The organism is Streptomyces sp. CB02414 (assembly GCF_001905385.1).
In the GTDB taxonomy this organism is placed as follows: Bacteria; Actinomycetota; Actinomycetes; order Streptomycetales; family Streptomycetaceae; genus Streptomyces.
Map to the genome: position 1 here is coordinate 347,199 of NZ_LIPF01000003.1, position 22,819 is coordinate 370,017.

The window sequence follows — 22,819 nt, forward strand, 5'->3', positions numbered from 1 at the left end:
GGTTCTGCCGGTCGTTGCTTCTAGGCCGAGGCGCCACCGGAGGACCGGCGCCGCGGGCCGCGACGCGGGGCGTCGCCGGCGGGCCGGCCCTGGGTGCCCGGGGCGCCACGCCGCCGGCCGGGGCCTTCCTGACGGGCGCGGCCCTGCCCGGCGTTCTCCTGGCGGGTACGGCTCTGACCCGTGCCCCCCTGGCCGGCGCCCGACTGGCCGGTGCGGCCCTGCCCGCCACCGCCGCCACCGCGGCGCCGACGGGAGGAGGAACCCCCGCCGGCCGCCGCACGACGCGGGCGCTCCACGACGGGCGCGGCGATGACGACCGGGACTCCGGACGGCGCCTGCGCGCCGGTGATGCGGGACAGCTCCGCCTCGCCCGAACGTACCGGCGTGACCAGGGGGGTGATGCCGGCCAGGGACATGAGCCGGGTCATCTCGCGCCGCTGGTCCGGCGTCACCAGGGTGACGACGCTGCCGGACTCGCCGGCCCGGGCCGTACGGCCGCCGCGGTGCAGGTAGTCCTTGTGGTCGCTGGGCGGATCGACGTTGACGACCAGGTCGAGGTTGTCGACGTGGATGCCGCGGGCCGCGACGTTGGTCGCCACCAGCGCGGTCACGTGCCCGTCCTTGAACTGGGCCAGCGTCCGGGTGCGCTGCGGCTGCGACTTGCCGCCGTGCAGGCCCGCCGCGCGGACGCCGCTCTTCAGCAGCTGCTTCACCAGCCGGTCCACCCGGTGCTTGGTGTCCAGGAACATGATCACCCGGCCGTCGCGCGCCGCGATCTCGACGGTCGCGCGCTGCTTGTCCTCCTCGTGCACGTGCAGCACGTGGTGCTCCATCGTGGTCACGGCACCGGCCGACGGGTCGACGGAGTGGACCACCGGGTCCGTCAGGTAGCGGCGGACCAGCCGGTCGACGTTGCGGTCCAGGGTGGCCGAGAACAGCATCCGCTGCCCGTCCGGCCGCACCTGGTCGAGCAGGGCGGTGACCTGCGGCATGAAGCCCATGTCGGTCATCTGGTCGGCCTCGTCGAGGACGGTGATCGTGACGTCGTCCAGCCGGCAGTCGCCCCGGTCGATGAGGTCCTTGAGGCGTCCGGGCGTCGCGACGACGACTTCCGCGCCGGCCCGCAGCGCGCCGGCCTGCCGGCCGATCGACATGCCGCCGACGACGGTCGCCGAGCGCAGGCCCACCGCACGGGCGTACGGCGCCAGCGCGTCGGTGACCTGCTGGGCGAGCTCCCGGGTGGGGACGAGGACGAGCGCGAGCGGCCGCTTGGACTCGGCGCGCCGGCCCGCCGTGCGGGCCAGCATGGCGAGACCGAAGGCGAGCGTCTTGCCCGAACCCGTGCGGCCGCGGCCCAGCACGTCACGCCCGGCCAGGGAGTTCGGCAGGGTCGCCGCCTGGATCGGGAAGGGCACGGTCACGCCCTCGTCGCCGAGTGCGGTCAGCATCCGGGCCGGCATGTCGAGTTCGGCGAAGGTCTCGACGGCGGGCAGTGCGGGTGTGACCGTCTTCGGCAGCGCGAACTCCCCCTGCGGGGCGGCAGGCCTGCGGCCGGGGGCCTGCGAGCGGCGGGGGCCGCCGCCGGAGCGTCGGCGGTCATTGGTGCGTACGCGGTTCATGGGGAACCTTCCTTGATACGGCACGTATCAAGGGAGTCCCGCAGCGAGGGAACCGCGCGGCGAATCGCAAGAACGAGCCGGCTCGGCCGCTGTCGGCGCACTGCTTTGCGCGGACGCGGACCGGGAAACGAAAAAAAGAGAATCGAAACGCAACGAGTCGGAATGCTGTGAAGCGATGCGAAACGAAGAGAAGTGAAACGAAACGCGAGCGAGGGCCCGCACCCCACGGTGCGGGCCCTGGCTGCGAAGTGATGCGAGAGCGTCAGGCGACGACGATGTTCTCGGCGGTCGGGCCCTTCTGGCCCTGCGCGATGTCGAAGGTCACCTTCTGGCCCTCGAGCAGCTCACGGAAGCCCTGGGCGGCGATGTTCGAGTAGTGGGCGAAGACGTCGGGGCCGCCGCCGTCCTGCTCGATGAAGCCGAAGCCCTTTTCCGAGTTGAACCACTTAACGGTACCGGAAGCCATGTTTTTCTCCTTCGGGACGGTGCTCGGAGTTCACCCTGTGCGAACTCCGGTCGCCGCGATGATCACCCCGTCGGACAAAACCTTCAGGCAACCACAACTGCAACTTCCTACGACAGTAGCACGCCACGTTCGCCGGAGGGCCGGAAAAAAACCGCTCAGACCGGGCCTGCCGGGGAATACTCGCGCCCGGCCCCGGGCCGGCCTGCGGGGACGGCGCGCCACCCCCGGACGTGGGTGGTGACGTCCTTCACGGCCTTCTGGGCGAGGTCCGGCCGGTCGGCCCTTCGGCAGGGGCCGACGGGACCCGTCAGTTTTCGAGAAGCACCGGCCGCCCGGCCGCCCATACCGTCGACGGCATGAACGCCATCGACTCCATCACCCTGGAAGTGGCCGACCCCGAGGCCGCCGCCCGTTTCTACTCCGCCGCCTTCGGACTGGACTCGTCGCGGCTGCGCCTGCGCGCCTCCGAGGCCCCCACGACCGGCTTCCGCGGTTTCACCCTCTCCCTCGTGGTCTCCCAGCCGGGCAATGTCGACGCGCTCTTCACGGCCGCCGTCGACGCCGGCGCCACCGTCCTCAAGCCCGCCGCCAAGTCGCTGTGGGGCTACGGCGGCGTGGTGCGGGCGCCCGACGGCACGGTGTGGCAGCTCGCGACGTCCAAGAAGAAGGACACCGGCCCCGTCACCAGGGACTTCGACGAACTGGTGCTCCTGCTGGGCGTCGAGGACGTGAAGGCCAGCAAGCAGTTCTACGCCGAGCGGGGCCTCACCGTCGCCAAGAGCTTCGGCGGCAAGTACGTCGAGTTCGACACCGGCTCCGGCGCCGTCAAGCTGTCCCTGTACAAGCGCCGCGGCCTCGCCAAGGTCGCCGGTGTCGCTCCCGACGGCTCCGGGTCGCACCGGCTCGTGCTCTGTGGCGCCGCCAGCCCGTTCAGCGACCCCGACGGATTCGTCTGGGAGGCGGCCGAGCCCTCCAGGGCCTGACCTCGCCGCGATCCGCGCCGGAACCCGTTCCGTCATCCCCCCGTCTTCTCCTGTCGACGGGCCCGTACATTTCCCTTCGACAGGAAGACGACCAGCCCCAGCTCACCGCCCGTCGTTTTCGCCGGATTCCTTGCTATTGAGGCCGTCTCGGGCTATTTCGTAGCAAACAGAATAAAGATTGAGACACATGCCACCGCGGGTGTTTTCACGAATATGCCGCCAGCCACGGGCGAGACTCTGGGCCGTGGCGGGTGTGGCGGCCCTCGCATTCCTCGTCGTGCTGGAGATCGCCGCGCGTCGCTACGGCGAGCGGGGCCCGCTCACCAATCAGGCGAGAGAGGCCATATTCGCCCCCGCGTCGGGGCCGCTGCTGTACGCCGGCCTGGCGTTGACGATGGTGGTGCTCACCTGGCGGCAGCGGTTCCTCGCGGCCGGCGCCGCGGTCGGCGTCGACCTCGTCTTCGCGCTGGTGCGGTGGGCGGCCGGGGCGACGGTGACCGAGGGGCACTCGTTCGGCAACGGCGCGCTGTGGGCGATCCTCGGCTGCGCGGCCGTCGCCGTCACGCGCCGCACCGGCCCGGACCGGGTCCTGCTGCTGAAGGGCGTCGGGCTGGGCCTGCTGCTGGTGGCCGGGCGCAAGACGGGCGACGCCTGGCTGCTGATCACCTCCAAGACCCGCCCGGACGTCCTCGACCAGTACGTGGCGACCGCCGACCGCGCGCTCGGCAGCCCGTCGTGGGTGATGGGCCGCCTGGTCGAGGCCACCGAACCGGTCGGGCCGCACATCCTGGACTGGGTCTACGCCCAGCTCGCGGTGGCCGCGGCCGTGGCCGCGCTCTACCAGTTGCGCAACGTGGCCGCCGAGCGCCGCTTCCCCCGGCACCACCTGGTGCGCACCTTCCTGCTGATCGGCCTGCTGGGGCCGGCCGTCTACATGATCTTCCCCGTGGTCGGGCCCGTCTTCCTCTACGGCACGGGCGCCTTCGGCACCGGCGGCGAGGAATGGGCCGTCGCCAACATCTGGCCGGACACCATGCCCCCGCTCGCCCCGCCCCACCCGGTGACGTACGACGGGGTCACGCCCCGCAACTGCATGCCCAGCCTGCACACGGCCTGGGCGGTCACGATCTTCATCCACACCCGCCGGAGCCCGCGCCTCCTGCGCTACGCAGGAACGTTTTGGCTGGTCGCCACGCTCACCGCGACCCTCGGCTTCGGCTATCACTACGGTATCGACCTCATCGCCGGCGTGGTGTTCGCGCTCACGATCGAGGCGGCGCTGCGCTCCTACGACCGCGGCTGGGACCGGTCGGGACTCCGGCTGGTCGCTCACGGCACGGTGGTCTTCGCGGCGGTCCTGGCGTCGTCCCGCTACCTGTCCCTGGAAATGGCCCACCACCCGTGGGTGTTCGGACCGCTCCTCCTGCTCGCCATGGCCTCGGTGGTCCTCGGCTACGTGCGGACTGCCAGGAAGTGGGTGCCGAAGCCGGCGACCGTGCCCCGGCAGGCGGCGGCACCACAACTCGAACCGGCCCTGAGCCCGCTCGCTCAGCCGGCACTGCACGCGAAGTCGTACACGGACCATTCGGCGACCGGGCGGTAACCGAGGCGCTGGTACAGGGCGTTGCTGGTCGGGTTGGCCGCGTTCGTGTACAGCACGACCTCCCGGGCGCCGGCGGCCCGCGCGGCCCGGCTCACCTCGGCGGTCACGGCACCCGCGTAGCCGTGGCCGCGCAGGCGGGCCGGGGTGTAGACGGGGTCCCCCTGGGCCACCCCGGCGACCATCGGGTTGACGCCGGCCATGGAGACGGGCGTGCCGTCCGGCCCCTCCCAGTAGGTGTAGCGCTTGTCGGCGAACCGGGTGCCGGCCCAGGAGCCGGCGTCGACCGTGACGGCCTCCCCCACGTCCACCGCGAATTCGGCGCACCAGCGCATGAGGTGCTCCCGGTCCTCCTCGCCCACGGCCCGGCCCCGGCCCGCCGGGAGCGGGTCCGGCGGGGTGAGCGTGCCGAGGCGGTGCAGGCGGAGCCGCACGCGGGGTGTGGGCGTCGCCCCCGTGCGCCGCTGCCACGCCTCGGCGAAGGCGGTGGCGGTACGGTCCTCGGCGCTGACGTAGGGGAGGCGGTGGCCGAGGTCCGTCAGGTGCGCGGCGAGGGCGTCGGCCTGGGCCGGGGTCAGGGGTGTCGGGGCCAGCCCGAGGGACGGGAGGCGGTGGAAGGTGGCGCGGACCTCACCGCCTTCCACCAGCCGCCCGAAGAGGGGTGCCCCGGGCCCGTACGCGGCCGCCCCGCGTGCCCGCAGCCTCGCGATCGCCGTCAGCGCCGCGATGTGCAGGCCGGGGCGCGAGCGCAGGAAGTCCCCGGCGCGGTCCATGAAGTCGTCGACGTCCTCGGTGAGCCGCCAGTCGTCCGATCGCATGCCGCATGGTCCCCGGCGGACCCGGCCGCCGGGAAGAGCGCCTGCCCCCGCCGCTCCGGACGCGCCGGTTACTTGCTGACGGCGAACCGCATCAGCGCGTGCTCGTCGCCCTGCTTGACCTTCCCCGTCTCGTTGACGACCTCCAGCTTCCAGGAGCCGTCCACCCGCACGGCCTTGGCCACGGCGCAGGCGTTGTCCTGGCTGAGCAGGCTGGGCCAGATGTCGGCGACCTGCTGGGTGCTGCCGCCGGTCGCGTCGTAGACCTTGAAGCTGATGTTGCGGGCCTTCTGGAAGGCGCTGCCCTTCTTGTAGGCGGCGGCGACGAACACGACGGACGTGATGGGGGCGGGGAGCCGGGCGAACTCGACGGTCACCGTCTCGTCGTCGCCGTCCCCGTGCCCGGTCTGGTTGTCGCCGCTGTGCAGGATCGAGCCGTTGCCCATGGGGTCGAGGGAGTCGAGGCCGGCCAGGCGTACCGGGTCGCCGCCCTGCATGGCGACGGCGATCAGGTCGAGGTCGGTGCCGGACTTGCGGCGGAGCTTGCCGAGCACTCCGCCGCTGCTGCCGGCGGTCGGGTCCCAGGAGACGCCGATGGACAGGTGGGTCACCCCGTCCAGGTCCGCGGGGCCGTCTTCCTTCGTCAGCGTGATCATGTGGCGTTCTTCCTTGGGTGTGATGTCAGACGTTGACGCCGAAGTCGGCGGCGATGCCGGCCAGTCCGGAGGCGTAGCCCTGCCCGACGGCCCGGAACTTCCACTCGGTGCCGTGCCGGTAGAGCTCGCCGAAGACCATCGCGGTCTCGGTCGAGGCGTCCTCGGAGAGGTCGTAGCGGGCGATCTCCCGGCCGTCGGCCTGGTTGACGACGCGGATGAAGGCGTTGCGGACCTGGCCGAAGCTCTGGCCGCGGTTGCTCGCGTCGTGGATGGAGACCGGGAAGACGATCCGGTCCACCTCCGCGGGGACGGCGGTCAGGTTCACCTTGACGGCCTCGTCGTCGCCCTCGCCCTCGCCGGTGAGGTTGTCGCCGGTGTGCTCGACCGAACCGTCCGGGCTGGTGAGGTTGTTGTAGAAGACGAAGTGACCGTCCGTCGGGACCTTGCCGGAGGCGTCGAGGAGCAGCGCCGAGGCGTCCAGGTCGTAGTCGGTGCCGGTCGTGGTGCGCACGTCCCAGCCCAGGCCGACCAGTACGGCGGTCAGGCCGGGGGCCTCCTTGCTCAGCGAGACGTTGCCGCCCTTGGCCAGGGACACTCCCATTGCGTACTCCTTCTCGATGTCTGTGACGCGACGTGACAGAGGGCTCGGCGGACGGTCCGGTCAGCGCCGGGAGTTGCCGAACAGCAGGCGGTAGCCGATCAGCAGCACGAGGGCGCCGACGACGGCGGACCCCCACGTGGCGGCGTCGAAGAACTCCCGCTGCACCGGTCGGTCGAGGAACTCGGCCGACAGCCAGCCGCCGAGGAAGGCACCGGCGATGCCGGTCACCGTCGTGCCGACGCAACCGCCGGGATCCCGGCCGGGCAGGATCGCCTTGGCGATCGCTCCGGCGAGCAGTCCCAGCACCAGCCAGGCGATGACACCCATACTTCCGCGCTCCTTCCCACTGCTGTCCGGACAGCTTAGCTTCTACAAGTATGTAGAAGGGGGTGGGTGGTGGCGGTGCCGGGCCGCCGGCACGGGGAGACTGCGGCTTATGAACACTCCAGCGTCACCAGCACCCCACCGCGGACCGCGGCGCTCCACCGGTTCCACCGTCCGCATCGGCGCCCTCGTTCCGCTGACCCGGCCCGGCTGGACCGAGGCGGGCCGGCACCTGCTGGCCGGACTCGAACTGGCCGTCGCCGAGGCCAACGGCGCCGGCGGGATCGACGGGCGGCCACTGGAGCTGGTGGTCCGGGACACCGCCGCCGATCCGCGGCGGGCGACCGCGGCCGTGGACGAGCTGGCCGGCCTCGGCGTGGCCGCCCTGGCCGGGGAGTACCACAGCGTCGTCGCCCGCGCCGCCGCCACCAGGGCCGAGGCCATAGGCCTGCCGTTCCTCTGCTCGTCGGCCGTGCTCGACGCCCTCACCGACCGGCCCGCCGAATCGGTCGCGCGGCTCCCGGCGCCGCAGTCGCACGGCTGGCGGGCCTACGCGGACTTCCTGCTCGGCGCGGGCCACACCCGTATCGCCGTGGCGGCCGAACCCAGCGTGTACTGGGAGTCGGGGACCCGCATCCTCCGCGAGCACCTCGCGCCGCACGGCACCACCGTGACCGGGCTCGACGCCCGCGCGCTCACGCCCGCCGAGGTGTGCGGCGAACTCGCCGCCGACGGCGCCACCGCCCTGCTCCTGCTGACCGGCTTCCCGGACCCGGCCGTGCCGCTCGTCAGGGCCGTCCGCCGCGACCGGCGCCTCGCCGGGCTCCTGATCGGTGCCCCGGCCGGGCAGCCGGAGTTCACCGAGTGGGCGGAGCTGCTGGGCGACGACGGCGCCGGTGTCCCCTTCCTGCGGTACCTGCCCGAGCGGTTCGGGCCACTCGGAGCGCGCGTCGGGGCGGCCCTGCGGGAGCGGCTGGCCGAGGCGCCCTCGTTCGTCGCCTTCGAGGGCTACGACACCGTCACGGTCCTCGCCGCCATGCTGCGCGCCCACGGCCCCGACCGGGCGCGCCTCGCCGCGTCCTGGCCGCACACCGCGGTCGACGGCACCCGCGGCCGGATCCGGTTCACCCGCACGCCCGGTACCGGTGTGTGGCAGTGGACCCGGCCCCCGGTCCAGGTCGTCGACCGGGACCCGGCGGTACCCGGCCGCTTCCGGGTGCTGCACGTGGCCGGCTGACGGTCACCCGCTCGCGAGGCTTCCGGGTCGGGCATGCCCATGGGGCCCGGCCCCGGACCGGTCGCCAGGATGTCGTCGCTCAGCGCTCTGAGCTTGCCCTCTTCGAAACCGGGGCGAACTCTTCGACGCCGTGCCCGACGACGTCCTCGGCGGGCAGGCCCCGCTCACCACGCCTCCGAGTCGTCCGCCGTCCCCCGCGCGGGCCGGGACGGACGGCGCTCGCCCCCTCCCGCCCCGCCGCGCGCCGACCGTGCCCGCGCCGCGAGCAGCGGGAGGACCAGCACGGAGATCATCGCGGCGCCGACCAGGGCCGCCGCCCGGTCCGTGCCCAGCAGTTCCTGGTCCACGCCGATGGTCGTGATCGCCACGACCAGGGGCAGGCACGTCGAGGCGAACAGGGCCAGCGCCGTCCGGTCGGCGCCGCGCAGGTCCTTCGGGGCGAGGACGTACACGGGCCCGCCGCGCACCAGGACGAACAGCATCAGGAAGGCCGGCACCAGCAGCAGGGCGACCGGGTCGTGCAGCAGGGCGTCGAGGTCGAACTCGATCCCGGTGACCACGTAGAACAGCGGCACCAGGAACCCGAATCCCATCGCCTCCACCTTGCCGAGGACCTCGTCGCCGGCCTCCGGCACGGTCCGCCGCAGCACGAGCCGGGTCAGCACCCCGGCGGCGAAGGCGCCCAGCAGCACGTCCAGGCCGAACACCTCGGCGAGTCCCAGCATGCAGGCCAGCAGCAGCATGACGAACCGGACCGCGAACTGCCCGCTGCTGTGCAGGGTCCGCTCGGTCAGCTCGCCGAACCACCGGGGTCGCGGGCGCAGCGCCCAGAACACGGCACCGGCGGTGACCACCCCGAACGCGACGAGCAGGGCCGCCGACTCGGCCGGCCGGCGCCCGCTGAGCAGCAGCGCCATCGCCACGACGGGACCGAACTCACCGACCGCGCCGAACGCCGACACCACCGTCCCGAAGCGTCCCCGCAGCTCCCCGCGGTCCCGCAGCATCGGCAGTACGGTCCCCAGCGCCGTACTGGTCAGGGCGGTACCGACGACGAACGCCTCGAACACCTCGCCGCCGCTGAACAGGAAGCCCGCCCCGATACCGAGCAGGAGCGAGACCGGCCACGCCCACAGCGCCCGGCGCAGGGTGTCGCCCCGGACCGCGGCGAACTCGATCTCGTAGCCGGCCAGGAAGATCAGCATCGACAGCCCGAGGTCGGCGAGCGTGTCGACGACCTCGCCGGGACGCGCCCAGCCCAGCACCTGCGGGCCGATGAGGATGCCGAGGGCGATCTCGAAGATGACCAGCGGGACCCGGACCCGGCGACCCGTGAGGTGCACGAGCAGGGGAGCCAGTACGGCGGCCGCCATGATCAGGATCAGGGTGCCGGGGTGGGTCATCGGCGTCCTTCTGGCAGGCGGCGAGCGCGGGCCGTGGTCGCACCCGGCCGCTGCCACTCTCACCCGCCGGCCCGCGCCGGACCACCCGGGGTACGCCGGCGGAGCGAAGACCCTGTCTGCCCGGCGTTCCGGAAGGTACTTTGGTGGGGAAGGCCCCATAAGGAGGGCGATTCGATGCCGTGGTTCGTATGGCTGCTCGCCGCCGCGGCGCTGGGTGCCGCGGAGTTCTTCACCCTGACGCTGGTCCTCGGTCTGCTGGCCGGTGCCGCGCTGGTCGCCGCCGTGGTCGCCGGGGTGGGCGTCGGTCTGCTCGGGCAACTGGTGGCGCTCGCCGTGGCGGCGGTGGCGGGCCTCGTCCTGGTCCGTCCCGTCGCGCTGCGGCAGATGGCGCAGCAACCCCTCACCCGCGAGGGCAGCGACGCGCTGATAGGCAAGCGGGCCGAGGTCGTGCGGGAGGTCACCGCGACCCACGGCCTGATCAAGCTCTCCGGCGAGGAATGGTCCGCCCGCGCCCTCGACGAGAGCCTGGTGATCCCGGTGGGCGCGCTGGTGGACGTGATGGAGATCGAAGGCGCCACGGCCGTGGTCTACCCCCGCGAACTGCTGCCGTGAGGCCATGACCGTGAACGGCTGAACGCTGAACACACCGCAAGCAATGGAGGCACTGTGGACCCAGTTGTCATCCCCATTCTCGTGGCGGCCCTCGTCGTCGTCTTCCTCGTGGCCTCCACCGTGCGGATCGTCCCGCAGGCGCGCCGCTACAACGTCGAGCGGTTCGGCCGCTACCGGCGGACGCTGCAGCCCGGCCTGAACCTGGTCGTGCCGGTGGCGGACCGCATCAACACCAAGCTCGACGTGCGCGAGCAGGTCTATTCGTCCGACCCGCGGCCGGTGATCACCGAGGACAACCTCGTGGTGAACATCGACACGGTGCTCTACTACCAGATCACCGACCCGCGCGCGGCGGCCTACGAGGTCGCCGACTACCTCCAGGCGATCGACCAGCTCACCGTGACGACGCTGCGCAACGTCATCGGCAGCATGGACCTGGAGGAGACCCTGACCTCCCGTGAGGAGATCAACTCCCGGCTGCGCGCCGTCCTCGACGACGCCACCGGCAAGTGGGGGATCCGCGTCAACCGCGTCGAGATCAAGGCCATCGACCCGCCGCACACCATCAAGGAGGCGATGGAGAAGCAGATGCGGGCCGAACGCGACAAGCGCGCGGCCATCCTGCACGCCGAGGGCGAGCGACAGGCCAAGATCCTCACCGCCGAGGGCACGAGGCAGAAGGACATCCTGGAGGCACAGGGCACGCAGCAGGCCATGATCCTGCGGGCGGACGGCGAGGCCAAGGCGGTGGAGCTGGTCTTCCAGGCCGTCCACCGCAACAACGCCGACCCGAAGGTGCTGGCCTACAAGTACCTGGAGACGCTCCCGCACCTGGCGAGCAGCGACAACAACACGTTCTGGGTGATCCCGGGCGAGCTGACCGAGGCGGTGCGGACCGTCACCCACGCCTTCGGCGACCAGTCGGCGGCGGGCGGCCCCGCGAAGCCGGTGCCGGCGGAGGAGGAGGCCACCGCCGACGCCACCGACTCGGCCGGCGTCACCAACACCGCCGGCGCGGCGGCCGGAACGGGAACCCCCGAGCTCGGCCCGGCGGGCCGGTCGGTCTCCCTCGACGCCGCCACGGCCGCCGACGAGGCCGGCAAGCAGGCCGCCGCCGCGGTCGACGACGCCAGGGCGGAAGCGGAGGCGGCGCAGTCCCCGCAGATGCCCCACCGGGGACGGACGTCCGGCGACCGATCGACGTAGCGGCGACGTAGTGGCGTCAGGCGGCGTCGGCCGCCGACGCCAGTACCCGGGCCAGCTCGACGGGCCGGGAGACCATCGGCCAGTGGCCCGAGTCGATGTCGGCGAAGCCGACGTGCTCGGCGCGGGCCAGTTCCGGGACGTCGCCGGCGTCGATCCACGCCTTCGCCTGGGCAGGTGTGAACTCCGGGCACACGAGCACGACCGGGACACCGAACCTGCGCTCGTCCGTCAGCCGCACCACCCCTCTGGCCACCCCGGCGGGCACGGGAACCGCGGCCGCCGCCAACCGCTGCCGGGCCGCGTCGTCCAGGTCCGCGGCGTCCGCACCCTGGAAGGGGTCCCAGCCGGGGAAGGGCATGACGCCGTCGCGGACCTCGAAGAAGTCGGCGTAGGGCTGACCGTCCACGGCCGGGACACCGCCGATCAGGGCGACCCCGGCCACCTTCCCGGGCCGCCGGTCGGCGGCCAGCCAGGCCAGCGTGCAGGCGGCCGAGTGCCCCACCACCATGGGCCTGCCGGGCGCCGCGTCCACCGCGTCGAGCACCGCCGCCAGCTGGTCGTCCAGCGTGGCGGACGCGTCACCCACCCCCTGTCCCGGAAGGGTGAGCGGCACCGGGCGGTGGCCGAGCGCCTCCAGCGCGGGCACGACGCGGTCCCAGGCGGAGCCGTCCAGCCACAGGCCACCGATGAGCAGAATGTCCATGATCAGTACTCCGTCTTCCTTCGTCGTCCATGGCGTCTCGGAGCCACCGTAGGAAGAGATCCGGACGATCCGCTGCCGGTATTAATCTGGCTCCCGTGACGAACGAACTCAGCCCCACCGCACGGGCGTTGCGCACCCTGGACATCCTCCGGGCCCGCCCCGTCACGACGGCGGCGGAACTCGCCGAGCGGCTGGACGTCACGGAGCGCGCCGCCCGCCGGTACGTCGGGATCCTGCGGGAGGCCGGCATCCCCGTGGAGTCGGCCCGGGGACCGCACGGCGGCTACCGCCTCGGCCGCGGAACGCGGCTGCCCCCCGTGCACTTCACGCAGCCCGAGGCCCTCGGCCTGGTGATGGCCGTGCTCGGCGCCCAGCCGGCCGCGGACGACGCCGGCGACCTCGTCGGCGCCGCGCTGGGCAAGGTCGTCAAGGCGCTGCCGGAAACCGTCGGCCGGCAGGCGGCGAAGCTGCGCGAGTACGCGTCCGCCGCGCCGGACCCGTATGCGACCCGTCCGGACCCGGCCGTGGCCGGCGACATCGTCGACGCCGTAGCGGCCCGGCGCCGCGTGTCGGTCACCTACCGCAGCGAGGCCGGAAGCGAGTGGGAGGCGGAGCTGGATCCCTGGGCCCTCGTCGCCCGCCACGGGCACTGGTACGTGCTGTGCCACTCCCACCGCGCGAACGCGATCCGCACCTACCGGGCCGACCGGGTCCTCACGGTCCGGCCGACCGGGCACGCCTTCGAGCCGCCGGAGGGCCTCGACCCGGTGGCGGTGCTGGAGCGGAACCTGGGCCTCGGCTGGGCGTACCCCACCCACGTGGTGTTCGACGCCCCGCCGGACGAAGTGGCCCCGTGGATCCGCCCGCCCATGGGCCGGCTCGAACCGCTGGGGGAGGGGTGCGTGCTGACCGGCAGCACCCGCAACCCGGCCATGTACGCGCAGGAATGGCTGGCGAGGATGCCGTTCGCCTTCCGCGTCCGGGGCGGGGAGGAACTGCGGGCCGCGGTCGCGGCACTCGGCGCACGCCTCACGGCCGCCGCGGCGGACGATTAAGGAATTCTGGTTAAGATCGACCGGCTCCCGTCGCTGAGCCCTGTCCCCGTGGCCGGATTCCCGGGCGACGCTCGCGATTTCACCGGGAGCGCACTTCAATCACCCGGAGGTCCTCGATGGCTGCCAACAACGTGCATTACGACGAGAAACTCGCCGGCGTCTACGACCAGATGTACCCGATAGAATTCGACACCTCCCTCGCGGTCGATTTCATCGCCGCCCTGGCCCCGGCGGGCGGCCGGGTCCTCGAACTCGGCGTGGGCAACGGACGGATCGCCCTGCCACTGGCCGCACGCGGCTTCCAGGTCCACGGAATCGACGCCTCCGAAGCCATGCTGGCGGTCCTGCGCGAGCGCGACGTGAGGAACGAGGTGGTCACGGAGGCAGGTGACTTCACCGAGACGGGGACAGGCCGCACCTTCGACGTCGTGACGGTCGTGCTGAACACCTTCTTCGTCGCGGTGACCAAGGAGCAGCAGCTCGGCTGCCTGCGGCTGGTGCGCGAACAGCTCGTTGCGAACGGAAAGTTCATCCTTGAAGCATTCGATCCCGCGCCCTACCACGCGATGGAGAAGCAGGACTTCTCCATGCGCCACCTCGACGACGGCGCGGTCATGCTCGACACCCTCGCCGTCGACCGCGCGCACCAGCTCATGTACGGCACGCACACGATCGTCGACGGCGGCAAGCCCGAGACGAAGCACCATGTCCTGCGCTACGCCTTCCCGTTCGAGCTCGACCTCCTCGCCGAGCTGGCGGGACTTCGCCTGGTGGACCGTTGGGAGGACTGGGAGCGCAACCCCTACACGGCCCGGAGCCCGCGGCACGTCTCCGTGTACGAGCGGGCCGACGCCCCCGCGTGAGAGCGGCGGCCGGCGGAGCCCGGGCGGAGTCCCCGGCGGTACGAGTGGCGGGGTTCACTCGGCCGTTCCCGTATTGGGCCGTTTTCGCAGGTGGACGTCTGGTGAAGAACTGACTTAGGGTCACCGCAAAGTATGCAAACGGGGAGGTTGTTCAGTAGTGGGGATCCTGCTGACTGAGACCGCAGCCGCGCCGGCCGGGCCTGACCAGCTCGTCGCCGACGCCGGCAGTGAGACCGCGATGTGCGGGTGCGAGGGGCCGCCCACCCTCAGTTTCGACACCTCGGGTGTGTCGAGGCTGACCGGCAGGGAGCGTGAGGTGCTGTTGCTGGTGGCCGCCGCGTTGCCCAACGGCACGATCGCCCGCCGGCTCGGCATCGCCGAACGCACGGTGAAGGCACACGTTTCGAGCATCGTCGAGAAGCTCCGAGTCGCGTCCCGGCTGGAGGCCGCGCTTCTGGTGCATCTGCACCACGAGCTGATCTGCCCGGAATAACGCCGGCCCGACTGCCCTTTGGGTCACCTCCCCAAAGGGCAATGGCCGGAACACCCAACCGAGTTCCACAATGAGATGTCCTCGGCGGCACGGCGAATGAAGGGGCCACGAACTCCTGGTTCGCCGCTCGCCGATCGCTGCCGTTTTCTCGGCGGCGACTTCCATGTGAACACTCTAGGAGAGTGCGGAATGCAGAACGACATCGAAATCATGGAGCTCGTCGGTGGTTTCGAGGCCTACACCGAGGCGGCGGAGCTGAACATGGAGGCGTCGGTGGAGGCCCCGGCCGCCACCCCGACCGCCACCATCGTCTACACGAAGTTCTCCGTCGCGAGCGTCACGCTCACCGCGAAGAAGGGCTGCTGACCTCAGCGGTCGCAGCATGACGGTCCTGGACGCGGCCAGTGCGTCCAGGACCGTCTGCGCGGGTCCTCGGAGATCCGGGGACCTCTCGTGCCGGACCCTCCTCCCATTGTGCGCCAGGCAGCCGTCCGAGTGACCCTCGGGCCGCCCCGCACCGGTCTCACCCACGAACCACCGGAGCCTCAGCGATGAGCCGTCACGTTTCCGTCCTCCTGCCGTTCGTTCCCGTCCGGGCGGAGCAGGCGGCGCCCTTCGGCGCGTTCGTCCAGTGGCGCGGCGCACACGCCCTCTGGCAGGGGCAGGGATCGTCCGTCGAGCAGCACCAGATCTTCACCCAGCTCAGCGGCATGGGCATGCGGATGCCCTTCGGCATCGGCGTCTCGCTGATGCCGCTCCGCCATCCGCTGCTCGCCGCGCTGGAGGCCCGTACCGTCGCCGCCTCCTCCGGCCACCCGGTCGTCGCGGGCTTCGGCCCCGGCGCCCGTTCCTTCCAGGCCGCGGCCCTGGGCGAGCCCTACGCCAGCCCGCTCACCGCCTCCCGCGAATACCTCACCCTGGTCCGCGCCCTGCTCCGGGGCGGCGAAGTCGACCAGCGGGGCACCTACTTCTCGTACGCCGGTACCCTGCCGCAGCTGCCCGCGCCGGACGTGGAGATCGGTCTCGGCGTGCTGCGGCCGGGCATGGCCCGGCTCGCCGGTGAGACCGCCGACGTGGCCGTCACCTGGCTGACACCGCCCGGATACGTCCGGGACGTGCTGATGCCCGCGCTGCGCGAGGGCGCCGAGGCCGCGGGCCGTCCCGTGCCCCGCGTCGTCACCTTCGTGCCCACCGCCGCGGCGGCCGACGGCCGTGACCTGGTGTCCGCCCTCGCCCAGGGGAGTTCCGGTCACTTCCAGGGACCGCACTACCGGGACATGCTCCAGCGCGCGGGCGTGCGGGTGCGCGACGCCGACCACGACGGCATCGCCCGGGGCCTGCTGCGCACCGGCGGCATGCTCGCCGGGGACGCCGACGAGATCGGCGCCGGCGTGGCCGCCTACCACGAGGCAGGCGTCGACGAGGTCGTCCTCAACTGCGCCGGTGTCGCCCTGCGGTGGGGGCCCCGGGCGGTCCTGACCGACCTGGACCTGCTGTTCCGCGGCAACGCCTGGTGACGGAGCCGGTCATGCGCGAAGACACCGCCCGCGAAGCGGCTCCGGAGGCGCCGGTACCGGCCGCGCCCCTGCTCGACGTACGCCGCCTGCTGCTCATCGGCACCGGGTCGGCCTCCGCCGTCGACCTGCCGAGCTGGCTGGGCTGGCTGCGCGCCACCCACCCCGCCCTGGAGACACAGGTCGTCCTCACCCGCAGCGCCGAGCGGTTCGTCACCCTCCAGGCCGCCACCGCGGCCGCCGGGCGGGTGGCCCTCCGGGACAGCTGGCCCGACGACCCGACGGTGTCCGTGCGCCACGTCGAACTGGCCGAATGGGCCGAGGCCGTGGTCGTCTACCCGGCCACCCTCGCCTTCACCGCCCGCTTCGCCCAGGGCCACGCCGACAGCCCCGGACTGCTCGCCGCGCAGTGCACCGGCGCTCCCGTCGGCCTGGCCGCCGCGCTGCCGCCCGGCGGGGCCGACAGCCACGCCTACCGCATGCACACCGAGGCGTTGCGGGCCCGGCCCAACGTGGTCGTCCTGCCGCCCGTGCCCGGGCTGAGTCAGACCACCGGCCGCATGGACAGCTGGGCCCCCGGGCTGCTGCCCGACCTGCTGACCCGGCTGGAACGACGCCGTACGGCACTGGCCGCACGGGACCACGGGAGCGGGCGATGAACCACCCCGCCACCGGCCGTCCTGCCACCGGTCCCGCCGCCTCCGGCCCGCCGGACGCCCCGCCCGCTCCCGTGACCTCGTTCGGCACCGGACTGCTGACCACCGAGGTGCGTCGCGTCCCGGGCGGTCAGGAGTACGAGTGGCTGCGTGCCCCCGGCCCGGCGGCCCCCGCCCCCTTCGTGCCGGTCCCCGGCACGCTGCGCCGGGTGTGCGAGGCAATCGGTGAGCACCACGGGGTCCGGTTCGCCGTGGGCGAGGAGACCCAGGGCCCGGCCGGAGCGGGCCGCCGCTACCGGGCCGGTCACGACCGGTCCGTCATCCATTACCTGCTCATCGGCGGACCCGCCGAGGTACCCGGCGGCGCGGCCGCACTCGAGCGCGCCCTGCGCGGCACCGGGGCCCTGCTCGCCGCCCTGCACCGGACCCCCATGCCCGCACCCACACCCACACCCGCCCCGGCCCTCGGGCCGGGTCCCGCCCGCGGGCTGCGGCGACTGTGGAGCTGGCTGGCCGGGGGCAGCCACGCCGCGGAGGCCTTCGCCGCCCACGACGGCGTCCTGGACACGCTGCGCCGCTGGTGCGCGCAGGCCCTGGCCACCGACGCCGGTCGCGCCGGGGGCCGGCCGGCCCGGCCCGTGCTCAGCCACGGCGCGCCGGGCCTCGGCTCCCTGGTGCCCGACCCGCGCACCGGCACCGCCGTACTGCTCACCGGCGAGGACCTCTGCCTCGCCCCCTGGCCGTACGACCTAGGCTGGATCACCGGCGAACTCGCCGAACTGCGCTGGGCGCACGGCGGCGACCCCGCCGAGTGGCAGCGGCTCCTCGGCGCTCTGGCCGAGGGGTACGGGCGGGGCCTGGGTGCGACGGCGCGCCGCTGGGCGGCCCTGCGGATCGCCCTGCACGCCCACGACACGCTCGCCTACAGCGACGAGGGGCGCGACGCCGCCGCCGTGTACGTCCTGCTGGCGGCCCGCCTCGTCCGGGGCGGTGCGACGCGGTGATCCACAGGTTCACGCTGCCCAACGGCCTGCGGGCCGTGGTGGATCCGGCCGACGCGGGGCCGCTCGTCGGGGTCGCCGTGCACTACGGCGTCGGGTTCCGGTCCGAGCCGCCCGGCCGGGCCGGGTTCGCCCACCTCTTCGAGCACCTCATGTTCGACGGCAGCGAGCACTTCCCGGCGCGCGGCTACCTCGCCGAGGTGCTGGCGGCCGGCGGCGACGCGAGCGGCACGACCCACCAGGACTACACCGACTACTTCCACACCGTCCCCGGCCCGGCGCTGGAGCGGGCGCTGTTCGCCGAGGCGGACCGGATGCGCGCCCCGCGCTTCACCGCCACCGGCCTCGCCGAGCAACTGAGCGGCGTCGAGGGGGAGATCAGGCAGGCCCTGCACGAGGCACCCCTCGGCGGCTTCCCCTGGCCCCTGCTGCCCGCGTTGCTCTTCGACACCCACCCCAACGCCCACGACGGCTACGGCGACACCGGCGCGCTCGCCCGGGTGACGGTCGCCGACTGCGAGGAGTTCTTCAGGCTGCACTACGGCCCCGGCAACGCCGTCCTGACGGTCTCCGGCGCCGGTGACGTCGCGCGTGTCCAACGGCTGGTCACCCGGCACTTCGCGGACATCGCGCACCGCCCGGCGCCCACCCCGCCCGACCTCGCGGAACCGGACCTCACCGAGGACCGCGTGAGCGTACGGCGGTTCCCCGGGCTGCGTCCCGGCGCCGGAGCCGTGGCCGCCGGGTACCGGCTCACCGACCCGGCCGGCGGACTTGAGGGCTACCTCGCCCACATGGTGCTCGCCGGACTGCTGCGCGGACAGCGGCGTTCCGGGACCGCCGGCCGGATCGCCTCCGCCGAGTGCGGCTTCTTCGGCCCGCTCGACGCCCTGACCCCCGACACCTTCACCGTCACCCTCCGCCACCCCGACGGCGCCGACCCGCAGGAGACGCTCAGCCATCTCGACCGCGCCCTCGAGGCGGCTGCCGACGGGCTGCCCGCGAGCCGGGTGGCCGGGACCGCGCGGCGGCTGGCGGCCGCGCTGCACCGCACCGGGCACGGTCCGACGGCCCGCGCCCGTGGCCTGGGCAGGCTGGAACTGCTCTTCGGCCGGGCGGAACTCCACGACGAACTGCCCGCACGGGTCGGGGAGGTCGGCGCGGCCCGGGTCGCGGCAGCCGCGCGCGGCCTGCTCACCACGCGACGCGCCACCCTCGTGGCCGAACCCGCCCCCACGCGCACCCGCCCGGCCCCACGGCCCGGCACTCCCTCCACCCGGCCCGCCGTGTCCGGTACGCCGCCGACCGCGAAGCCTGCGATGCCCGGGGAAGTGCCGGCCGCCGAGCCCGCCGCGCCCGGGGGCGTGCAGGCCGCCCGTCCCGTCGTGTCGGGGGTGGTGCCGGTCGCCGGGTCGGCGGTGTCCGCGGTCGTGCCGGTCGCCGAGCCCGCCGAACCCGGCGTCGTGATGGCCGCACGCCCCGCCGAAGCCGAGGTCGTGACGGCCGCACGCCCCGCCGAACCCGGCGTCGTGGCGGCGGCGCGTTCCGCCGAGGCCGGGGCCGTGGTGCCCGCGGTCGGGTCGCGGCGGCCGCTGGGGCTGCGCCGTCACCACGCGCTCGGGCGGCCGGGCACGGACCGTTGGCGCGTCGTGGCTGTGCGGGACGACCGTGTGCCCCTGTGCGAGGTGCGCGTGCGTCTGACGCCACCGCCCGGTCTCGGCGCGGCCCGGTTGCATGCCCACGCCCGCGTCCTCGGCGCGCGCTGGGACGCGCAGCCACTGCTGGCCGGCGGCGGGCACACCGTCCGCGTCCTGGGAGGCCGGGTCCACCTGGACGGCTGGTTCACCGCGGACGCGGCCCCGCGCTGGCCCACGCTCCTCGGCGAACTCGTCGGCGTTCCCCCGGGGGTGGACGAACTGACGGCCGCGGCCCCCGCCGCCGCGAGGGCGCTGCGCGCCGCCCACCGCTCGCACGAGGGCCTGCTGGACCACGTACTCCCGCACCTCCTGACCGGCCGCCCGGTCCCGCCCCTGGAGCCCGCGCTGCCCGCCGACGTCCTCACGGCGGAGGCGGGCCGCCCGGCACCCTGGACGGACGGGCTCGTCGTGCTGGTGGGGGACATCGCGACGGCGGCGGAGGGGACACTGAAGGCCGTCCTCGACGGGTCGCCCGTCGCGGACCCGCCCGCCGAGGACGGTCCCGTGCCGGCCGGCCCCGCCCGGTCCGGGCTCGTCCACCTCCGCGCCCCGGGGCCGCCCCAGCTGGTCTGGACGGTCCGGGAGCGGCCGTATCCCACCCCGCGCCCCGACCCCGCGGACCTCGCGGCCCGCTACCTGGCCGCGGTCGTCCTCGGCAGCGGTCATCCGTCCGCCCGGCTGACCCGGCTCACCACGCCCGAGGCGCCGCTCGGCTTTCCCGTCTTCGCCGGACGGGACACCGCGTACGGGGCACCGCGTCTCCTCGTCACCGCGTGGCCGCCCGCGACCGGGGCCGCCCGCGCGGCGCACGCCGTCCACGGCGAGATCACGCGGCTGGCCGACGTACCGCCCACGGACCGGGAGGTCGAGGCCGCCCGGCACTTCACCGACGGCCAGCTGCACGCGGTGTTCGAGACGCAGGCGCACCTCGCCGACCAGGTCGCCGCGTGGGAGCTCCTGGGCCTCGACACCGGCCGCACCGGCGCCTTCACCGACGCCGTACGGAACCTGACGGCCGCCGAGGTGGCCCGCGCCCGCCACGCGATCCTGCCCGACTCCGGTCTCGTCGGTGTGCTCACCGGCCGGACCGGCGAACCCGAGGTGACACCGTGACCACGCTGCTGCGCTTCCTTCCCGTGCCCCTGGCGGACGCTCCGGAGGTGGAGGCCCTGCTGGACCGTCTGGGGCTGGGCGCCTTCGACCCGGCCGGCCTCACCGCGCTGCCCGGCCGCAACGACACCTGGGCGGGCACCACCGCGTCCGGGACCGCCGTGTTCGTCAAGCGGCTCACCGGCCCCGCCGAGGACGTACGACGGCGCATGGACCGTGCCCTCGCCTTCGAGGCCGTCACGGCCGCCGGCCCCGAGGGTGTCCTGCGCGGCCCCCGGCTGCTCGGCAGCGACGAGGAGCACGGCCTGCTGGCCTTCGAGTACCTCGAAGACGCCCGCAGCGGTACGGAGCTGATGCTGGACGAGTCCTTCGGCCCCGGCCTGGCCCGCCGGGCCGGCGAGTCCCTGGGGCTGCTGCACGCCACCGTGCCCCAATGCGGGGACGGCGTCCGCGCACTCGACGCGTCCACCCCGCCGCTGCCCTCGCCCGCCCTCCTGGAGGCGCTGCCCCTGGCGATGTACGAGGAGGCCAGCAGCGCCGAACTCCAGACCTGGCAACTGCTGCAGAGCGACGACGAACTGGTCGCCGCCGTCACCGCCCTGCTGGCGGCCGAGCGCGCGGCGCCCAGCGTGCCGGCCCACTGCGACCTGCGGATGGACCAGTTCCTGGTGACGGCCGGCGACCGCCCCCGGGTGCTGGTCGCCGACTGGGAGGAGTTCCGCGCCTCCGACGCCGCCCGCGACATCGGCGGGTTCGTCGGAGAATGGCTGCACAGGTCCGTCCTGGACATCGTGACGGACCGCGACGGTACGGGCCGGGCGGAGACGGACCCGCTCTCCGGCGCGGAGGTCTTCGCGGACGCGGGCCTGAGCCGCGAGGCCGTCCTCGCCCGGGGACGCGAGAACCTGCTGCGCGTACGCCCCGTCATCGAGGCGTTCTGGTCCGGATACCGCCGGGCGCGCCCCCGCACCGACCGCACCGACCCCGGCCTGGCACAGCGCGCCGCCGGTTTCGCCGGCTGGCACCTCCTCGACCGTCTGCTGGCGGGCGCGGCCCGCGCCAACCGGCTGCGCGCCATCGAGCGCGCCGCCGCCGGCATCGGACGCACCGCGCTGATCGCACCGGCGCGCTTCACCACCACCCTCGGCCTCGGAGAGACCCCGTGACTGCACCCACCCACGTCCCCGCCGAGCCGCGCACCGAGCCGTACACCGCCCCGGGCCCCGCCCGGCCGCGTCCCGCGCCGCGGCTGCTCGACGCGCTCCTCGGCATCCGCGTCTCCGCCGACCTGCGGACCGCCTCCGCGGGCGGCCACACCACGCGGCCGGTACGGCCCGGCGAACTCCGTCCGGTGCTCGCCGCACTGCTCTACGACGTCGTGCACAGTGGCCGCCCGCACGGCGAGCGGACCCCGCTGAGCCTGCGCGAGGAGGCACTGGAGCGGGAGCTGCGGGCCGCGGTCCCGCACCGGACGGTCGACCGGCCCGCGACCGCCCTCGCACCGCGCCGGGACCCGGCGGAACTCGGCCTCGGCCCGGGCGTCCTGGTCGGCCTGAACGGCGTCCGCGTCATGGTCCCGCCCGAAACCCTCCGCGATCCCGGCCCCACCGTCGCCCTGGCGGCCGCGCGCCCCGCGCTCTCCCCGGGCTTCCTCTACGTGTGCGGCAGCCGCGAACCGGAGAACGACGAGGAACTGCTCCGGGTCTACGTCCACCTGACCGGCCCGCACCTGGCGGCGGGCGTATGGGCGGCCGTGCTGAGGCGCCTGGAGGACGACCGAGCCTCCTACCACGCCAAGGTGCTGTCCGCCCCGTCGTCCTACCCGCGCCGGGACGCCCTCGTCGTCTACCTCGGCCGCCGTTCCTGGGGGGCCTGCCACGCCGTGGCCGACACCGTGCGCGAGCTGCCCGGCGTCGCTCCCGGCACCTCCGCGTTCACCCACCGCCTCGCGCCCGGCACCGCCATCGCCTGGGAACCCGACGACACCCGGCCCGGCACGGCCGCCATGAGCTTCGGGCAGCACCGCGCGAACGCCCTCGCCGAGGCCGCCGTACGGGCCGCGCACGCGGGCATCGACCCGGTCGCGCCCGGAGCCCGTACGGCGCTGGCCACCGTGCTGGCCGAGGTCTGCCGCACGGCCGGCATCGACCCCTCGGCCCCGTTCAGGAACCTGCGGTCCCCGGCGGTCCCCAGCCCGTGACCGCC

General features: G+C 73.9%; 23 protein-coding genes. 15 read left to right on the top strand and 8 right to left on the bottom strand.

Annotated elements, in window-relative coordinates; genetic code table 11:
• Positions 1 to 20 precede the first annotated feature (20 nt).
• The gene (locus AMK11_RS12600; RefSeq protein ID WP_073726307.1) at positions 21 to 1,619 is read right to left on the bottom strand and encodes a DEAD/DEAH box helicase; all 1,599 of its coding nucleotides are present in this window, start codon (positions 1,617 to 1,619) and stop codon (positions 21 to 23) included.
• A 262-nt stretch (positions 1,620 to 1,881) separates the two neighbouring features.
• Positions 1,882 to 2,085, bottom strand: coding sequence for a cold-shock protein (locus AMK11_RS12605; protein ID WP_019324834.1), 204 nt, complete (start codon positions 2,083 to 2,085; stop codon positions 1,882 to 1,884).
• Between the two features lie 356 nt (positions 2,086 to 2,441).
• Here AMK11_RS12605 and AMK11_RS12610 point away from each other — a divergent pair, with 356 nt between their 5' ends.
• Together AMK11_RS12610 and AMK11_RS12615 are read left to right on the top strand one after the other, a co-directional pair.
• Positions 2,442 to 3,068: a VOC family protein gene (locus AMK11_RS12610; RefSeq protein WP_073726309.1), complete on the top strand. Its 627-nt coding sequence runs from the start codon at positions 2,442 to 2,444 to the stop codon at positions 3,066 to 3,068.
• Between the two features lie 244 nt (positions 3,069 to 3,312).
• Positions 3,313 to 4,671: a phosphatase PAP2 family protein gene (locus AMK11_RS12615; protein ID WP_073726311.1), complete on the top strand. Its 1,359-nt coding sequence runs from the start codon at positions 3,313 to 3,315 to the stop codon at positions 4,669 to 4,671.
• Here the strand turns inward: AMK11_RS12615 and AMK11_RS12620 are convergent.
• From AMK11_RS12620 to AMK11_RS12635, 4 genes are all read right to left on the bottom strand, one after another.
• Positions 4,617 to 5,486, bottom strand: coding sequence for a GNAT family N-acetyltransferase (locus AMK11_RS12620; protein WP_073726313.1), 870 nt, complete (start codon positions 5,484 to 5,486; stop codon positions 4,617 to 4,619). The two genes, AMK11_RS12615 and AMK11_RS12620, sit on opposite strands and share 55 nt — an antisense overlap.
• Before the next feature lie 68 nt (positions 5,487 to 5,554).
• A complete protein-coding gene (locus tag AMK11_RS12625) occupies positions 5,555 to 6,139 on the bottom strand; it encodes a TerD family protein (RefSeq protein WP_073726315.1) in 585 nt (194 codons plus the stop codon).
• A gap of 25 nt (positions 6,140 to 6,164) precedes the next feature.
• On the bottom strand, positions 6,165 to 6,740 hold the full coding sequence (locus AMK11_RS12630; protein WP_073726317.1) for a TerD family protein: 576 nt from the start codon (positions 6,738 to 6,740) through the stop codon (positions 6,165 to 6,167).
• Positions 6,741 to 6,800: 60 nt separating this feature from the next.
• Positions 6,801 to 7,067 (bottom strand): GlsB/YeaQ/YmgE family stress response membrane protein, encoded by a 267-nt coding sequence (locus AMK11_RS12635; RefSeq protein ID WP_073726319.1) that lies wholly within the window; start codon positions 7,065 to 7,067, stop codon positions 6,801 to 6,803.
• Positions 7,068 to 7,176: 109 nt separating this feature from the next.
• On the opposite strand from AMK11_RS12635, the gene AMK11_RS12640 reads away from it, so the two are divergent.
• On the top strand, positions 7,177 to 8,301 hold the full coding sequence (locus AMK11_RS12640) for an ABC transporter substrate-binding protein (RefSeq protein ID WP_073726321.1): 1,125 nt from the start codon (positions 7,177 to 7,179) through the stop codon (positions 8,299 to 8,301).
• 164 nt (positions 8,302 to 8,465) lie between these two features.
• Here AMK11_RS12640 and AMK11_RS12645 read toward each other — a convergent pair whose 3' ends face one another.
• Positions 8,466 to 9,704: a cation:proton antiporter gene (locus AMK11_RS12645; protein ID WP_073726323.1), complete on the bottom strand. Its 1,239-nt coding sequence runs from the start codon at positions 9,702 to 9,704 to the stop codon at positions 8,466 to 8,468.
• 174 nt (positions 9,705 to 9,878) lie between these two features.
• Here AMK11_RS12645 and AMK11_RS12650 point away from each other — a divergent pair, with 174 nt between their 5' ends.
• Positions 9,879 to 10,316, top strand: a complete 438-nt coding sequence (locus AMK11_RS12650) for an NfeD family protein (RefSeq protein ID WP_073726325.1) — start codon at positions 9,879 to 9,881, stop codon at positions 10,314 to 10,316.
• Positions 10,317 to 10,370: 54 nt separating this feature from the next.
• Positions 10,371 to 11,522 carry an SPFH domain-containing protein gene (locus AMK11_RS12655; RefSeq protein WP_073726327.1) on the top strand — a complete coding sequence of 384 codons (1,152 nt, stop codon included), beginning with the start codon at positions 10,371 to 10,373 and terminating at the stop codon, positions 11,520 to 11,522.
• Between the two features lie 16 nt (positions 11,523 to 11,538).
• Here the strand turns inward: AMK11_RS12655 and AMK11_RS12660 are convergent, their stop codons facing one another.
• The gene (locus tag AMK11_RS12660) at positions 11,539 to 12,225 is read right to left on the bottom strand and encodes an alpha/beta fold hydrolase (RefSeq protein WP_073726329.1); all 687 of its coding nucleotides are present in this window, start codon (positions 12,223 to 12,225) and stop codon (positions 11,539 to 11,541) included.
• Positions 12,226 to 12,320: 95 nt separating this feature from the next.
• Between AMK11_RS12660 and AMK11_RS12665 the strand changes: the two genes are divergently transcribed.
• From AMK11_RS12665 to AMK11_RS12705, 10 genes are all read left to right on the top strand, one after another.
• Entirely contained in the window at positions 12,321 to 13,280 is a 960-nt protein-coding gene (locus AMK11_RS12665) for a helix-turn-helix transcriptional regulator (protein WP_073726331.1), read from the top strand.
• 116 nt (positions 13,281 to 13,396) lie between these two features.
• Positions 13,397 to 14,143, top strand: coding sequence for a class I SAM-dependent methyltransferase (locus AMK11_RS12670; RefSeq protein ID WP_073726333.1), 747 nt, complete (start codon positions 13,397 to 13,399; stop codon positions 14,141 to 14,143).
• Between the two features lie 157 nt (positions 14,144 to 14,300).
• Entirely contained in the window at positions 14,301 to 14,636 is a 336-nt protein-coding gene (locus tag AMK11_RS12675) for a helix-turn-helix domain-containing protein (RefSeq protein ID WP_241846956.1), read from the top strand.
• Positions 14,637 to 14,825: 189 nt separating this feature from the next.
• Positions 14,826 to 15,002 (top strand): LxmA leader domain family RiPP, encoded by a 177-nt coding sequence (locus AMK11_RS37935; protein ID WP_158070972.1) that lies wholly within the window; start codon positions 14,826 to 14,828, stop codon positions 15,000 to 15,002.
• A 185-nt stretch (positions 15,003 to 15,187) separates the two neighbouring features.
• A complete protein-coding gene (locus AMK11_RS12680; RefSeq protein WP_073726335.1) occupies positions 15,188 to 16,153 on the top strand; it encodes an LLM class flavin-dependent oxidoreductase in 966 nt (321 codons plus the stop codon).
• 11 nt (positions 16,154 to 16,164) lie between these two features.
• Entirely contained in the window at positions 16,165 to 16,809 is a 645-nt protein-coding gene (locus AMK11_RS12685) for a flavoprotein (protein WP_079187405.1), read from the top strand.
• Entirely contained in the window at positions 16,806 to 17,810 is a 1,005-nt protein-coding gene (locus AMK11_RS12690; protein WP_073726337.1) for a phosphotransferase, read from the top strand. The genes AMK11_RS12685 and AMK11_RS12690 overlap by 4 nt, the downstream gene beginning before the upstream one ends.
• On the top strand, positions 17,807 to 20,617 hold the full coding sequence (locus AMK11_RS38135) for a M16 family metallopeptidase (protein WP_073726339.1): 2,811 nt from the start codon (positions 17,807 to 17,809) through the stop codon (positions 20,615 to 20,617). The genes AMK11_RS12690 and AMK11_RS38135 overlap by 4 nt, the downstream gene beginning before the upstream one ends.
• Positions 20,614 to 21,780 carry a class V lanthionine synthetase subunit LxmK gene (lxmK, locus tag AMK11_RS12700; protein ID WP_073726341.1) on the top strand — a complete coding sequence of 389 codons (1,167 nt, stop codon included), beginning with the start codon at positions 20,614 to 20,616 and terminating at the stop codon, positions 21,778 to 21,780. The genes AMK11_RS38135 and lxmK overlap by 4 nt, the downstream gene beginning before the upstream one ends.
• Positions 21,777 to 22,814, top strand: a complete 1,038-nt coding sequence (locus AMK11_RS12705; RefSeq protein ID WP_073726342.1) for a T3SS effector HopA1 family protein — start codon at positions 21,777 to 21,779, stop codon at positions 22,812 to 22,814. The genes lxmK and AMK11_RS12705 overlap by 4 nt, the downstream gene beginning before the upstream one ends.
• Positions 22,815 to 22,819: the final 5 nt, after the last annotated feature.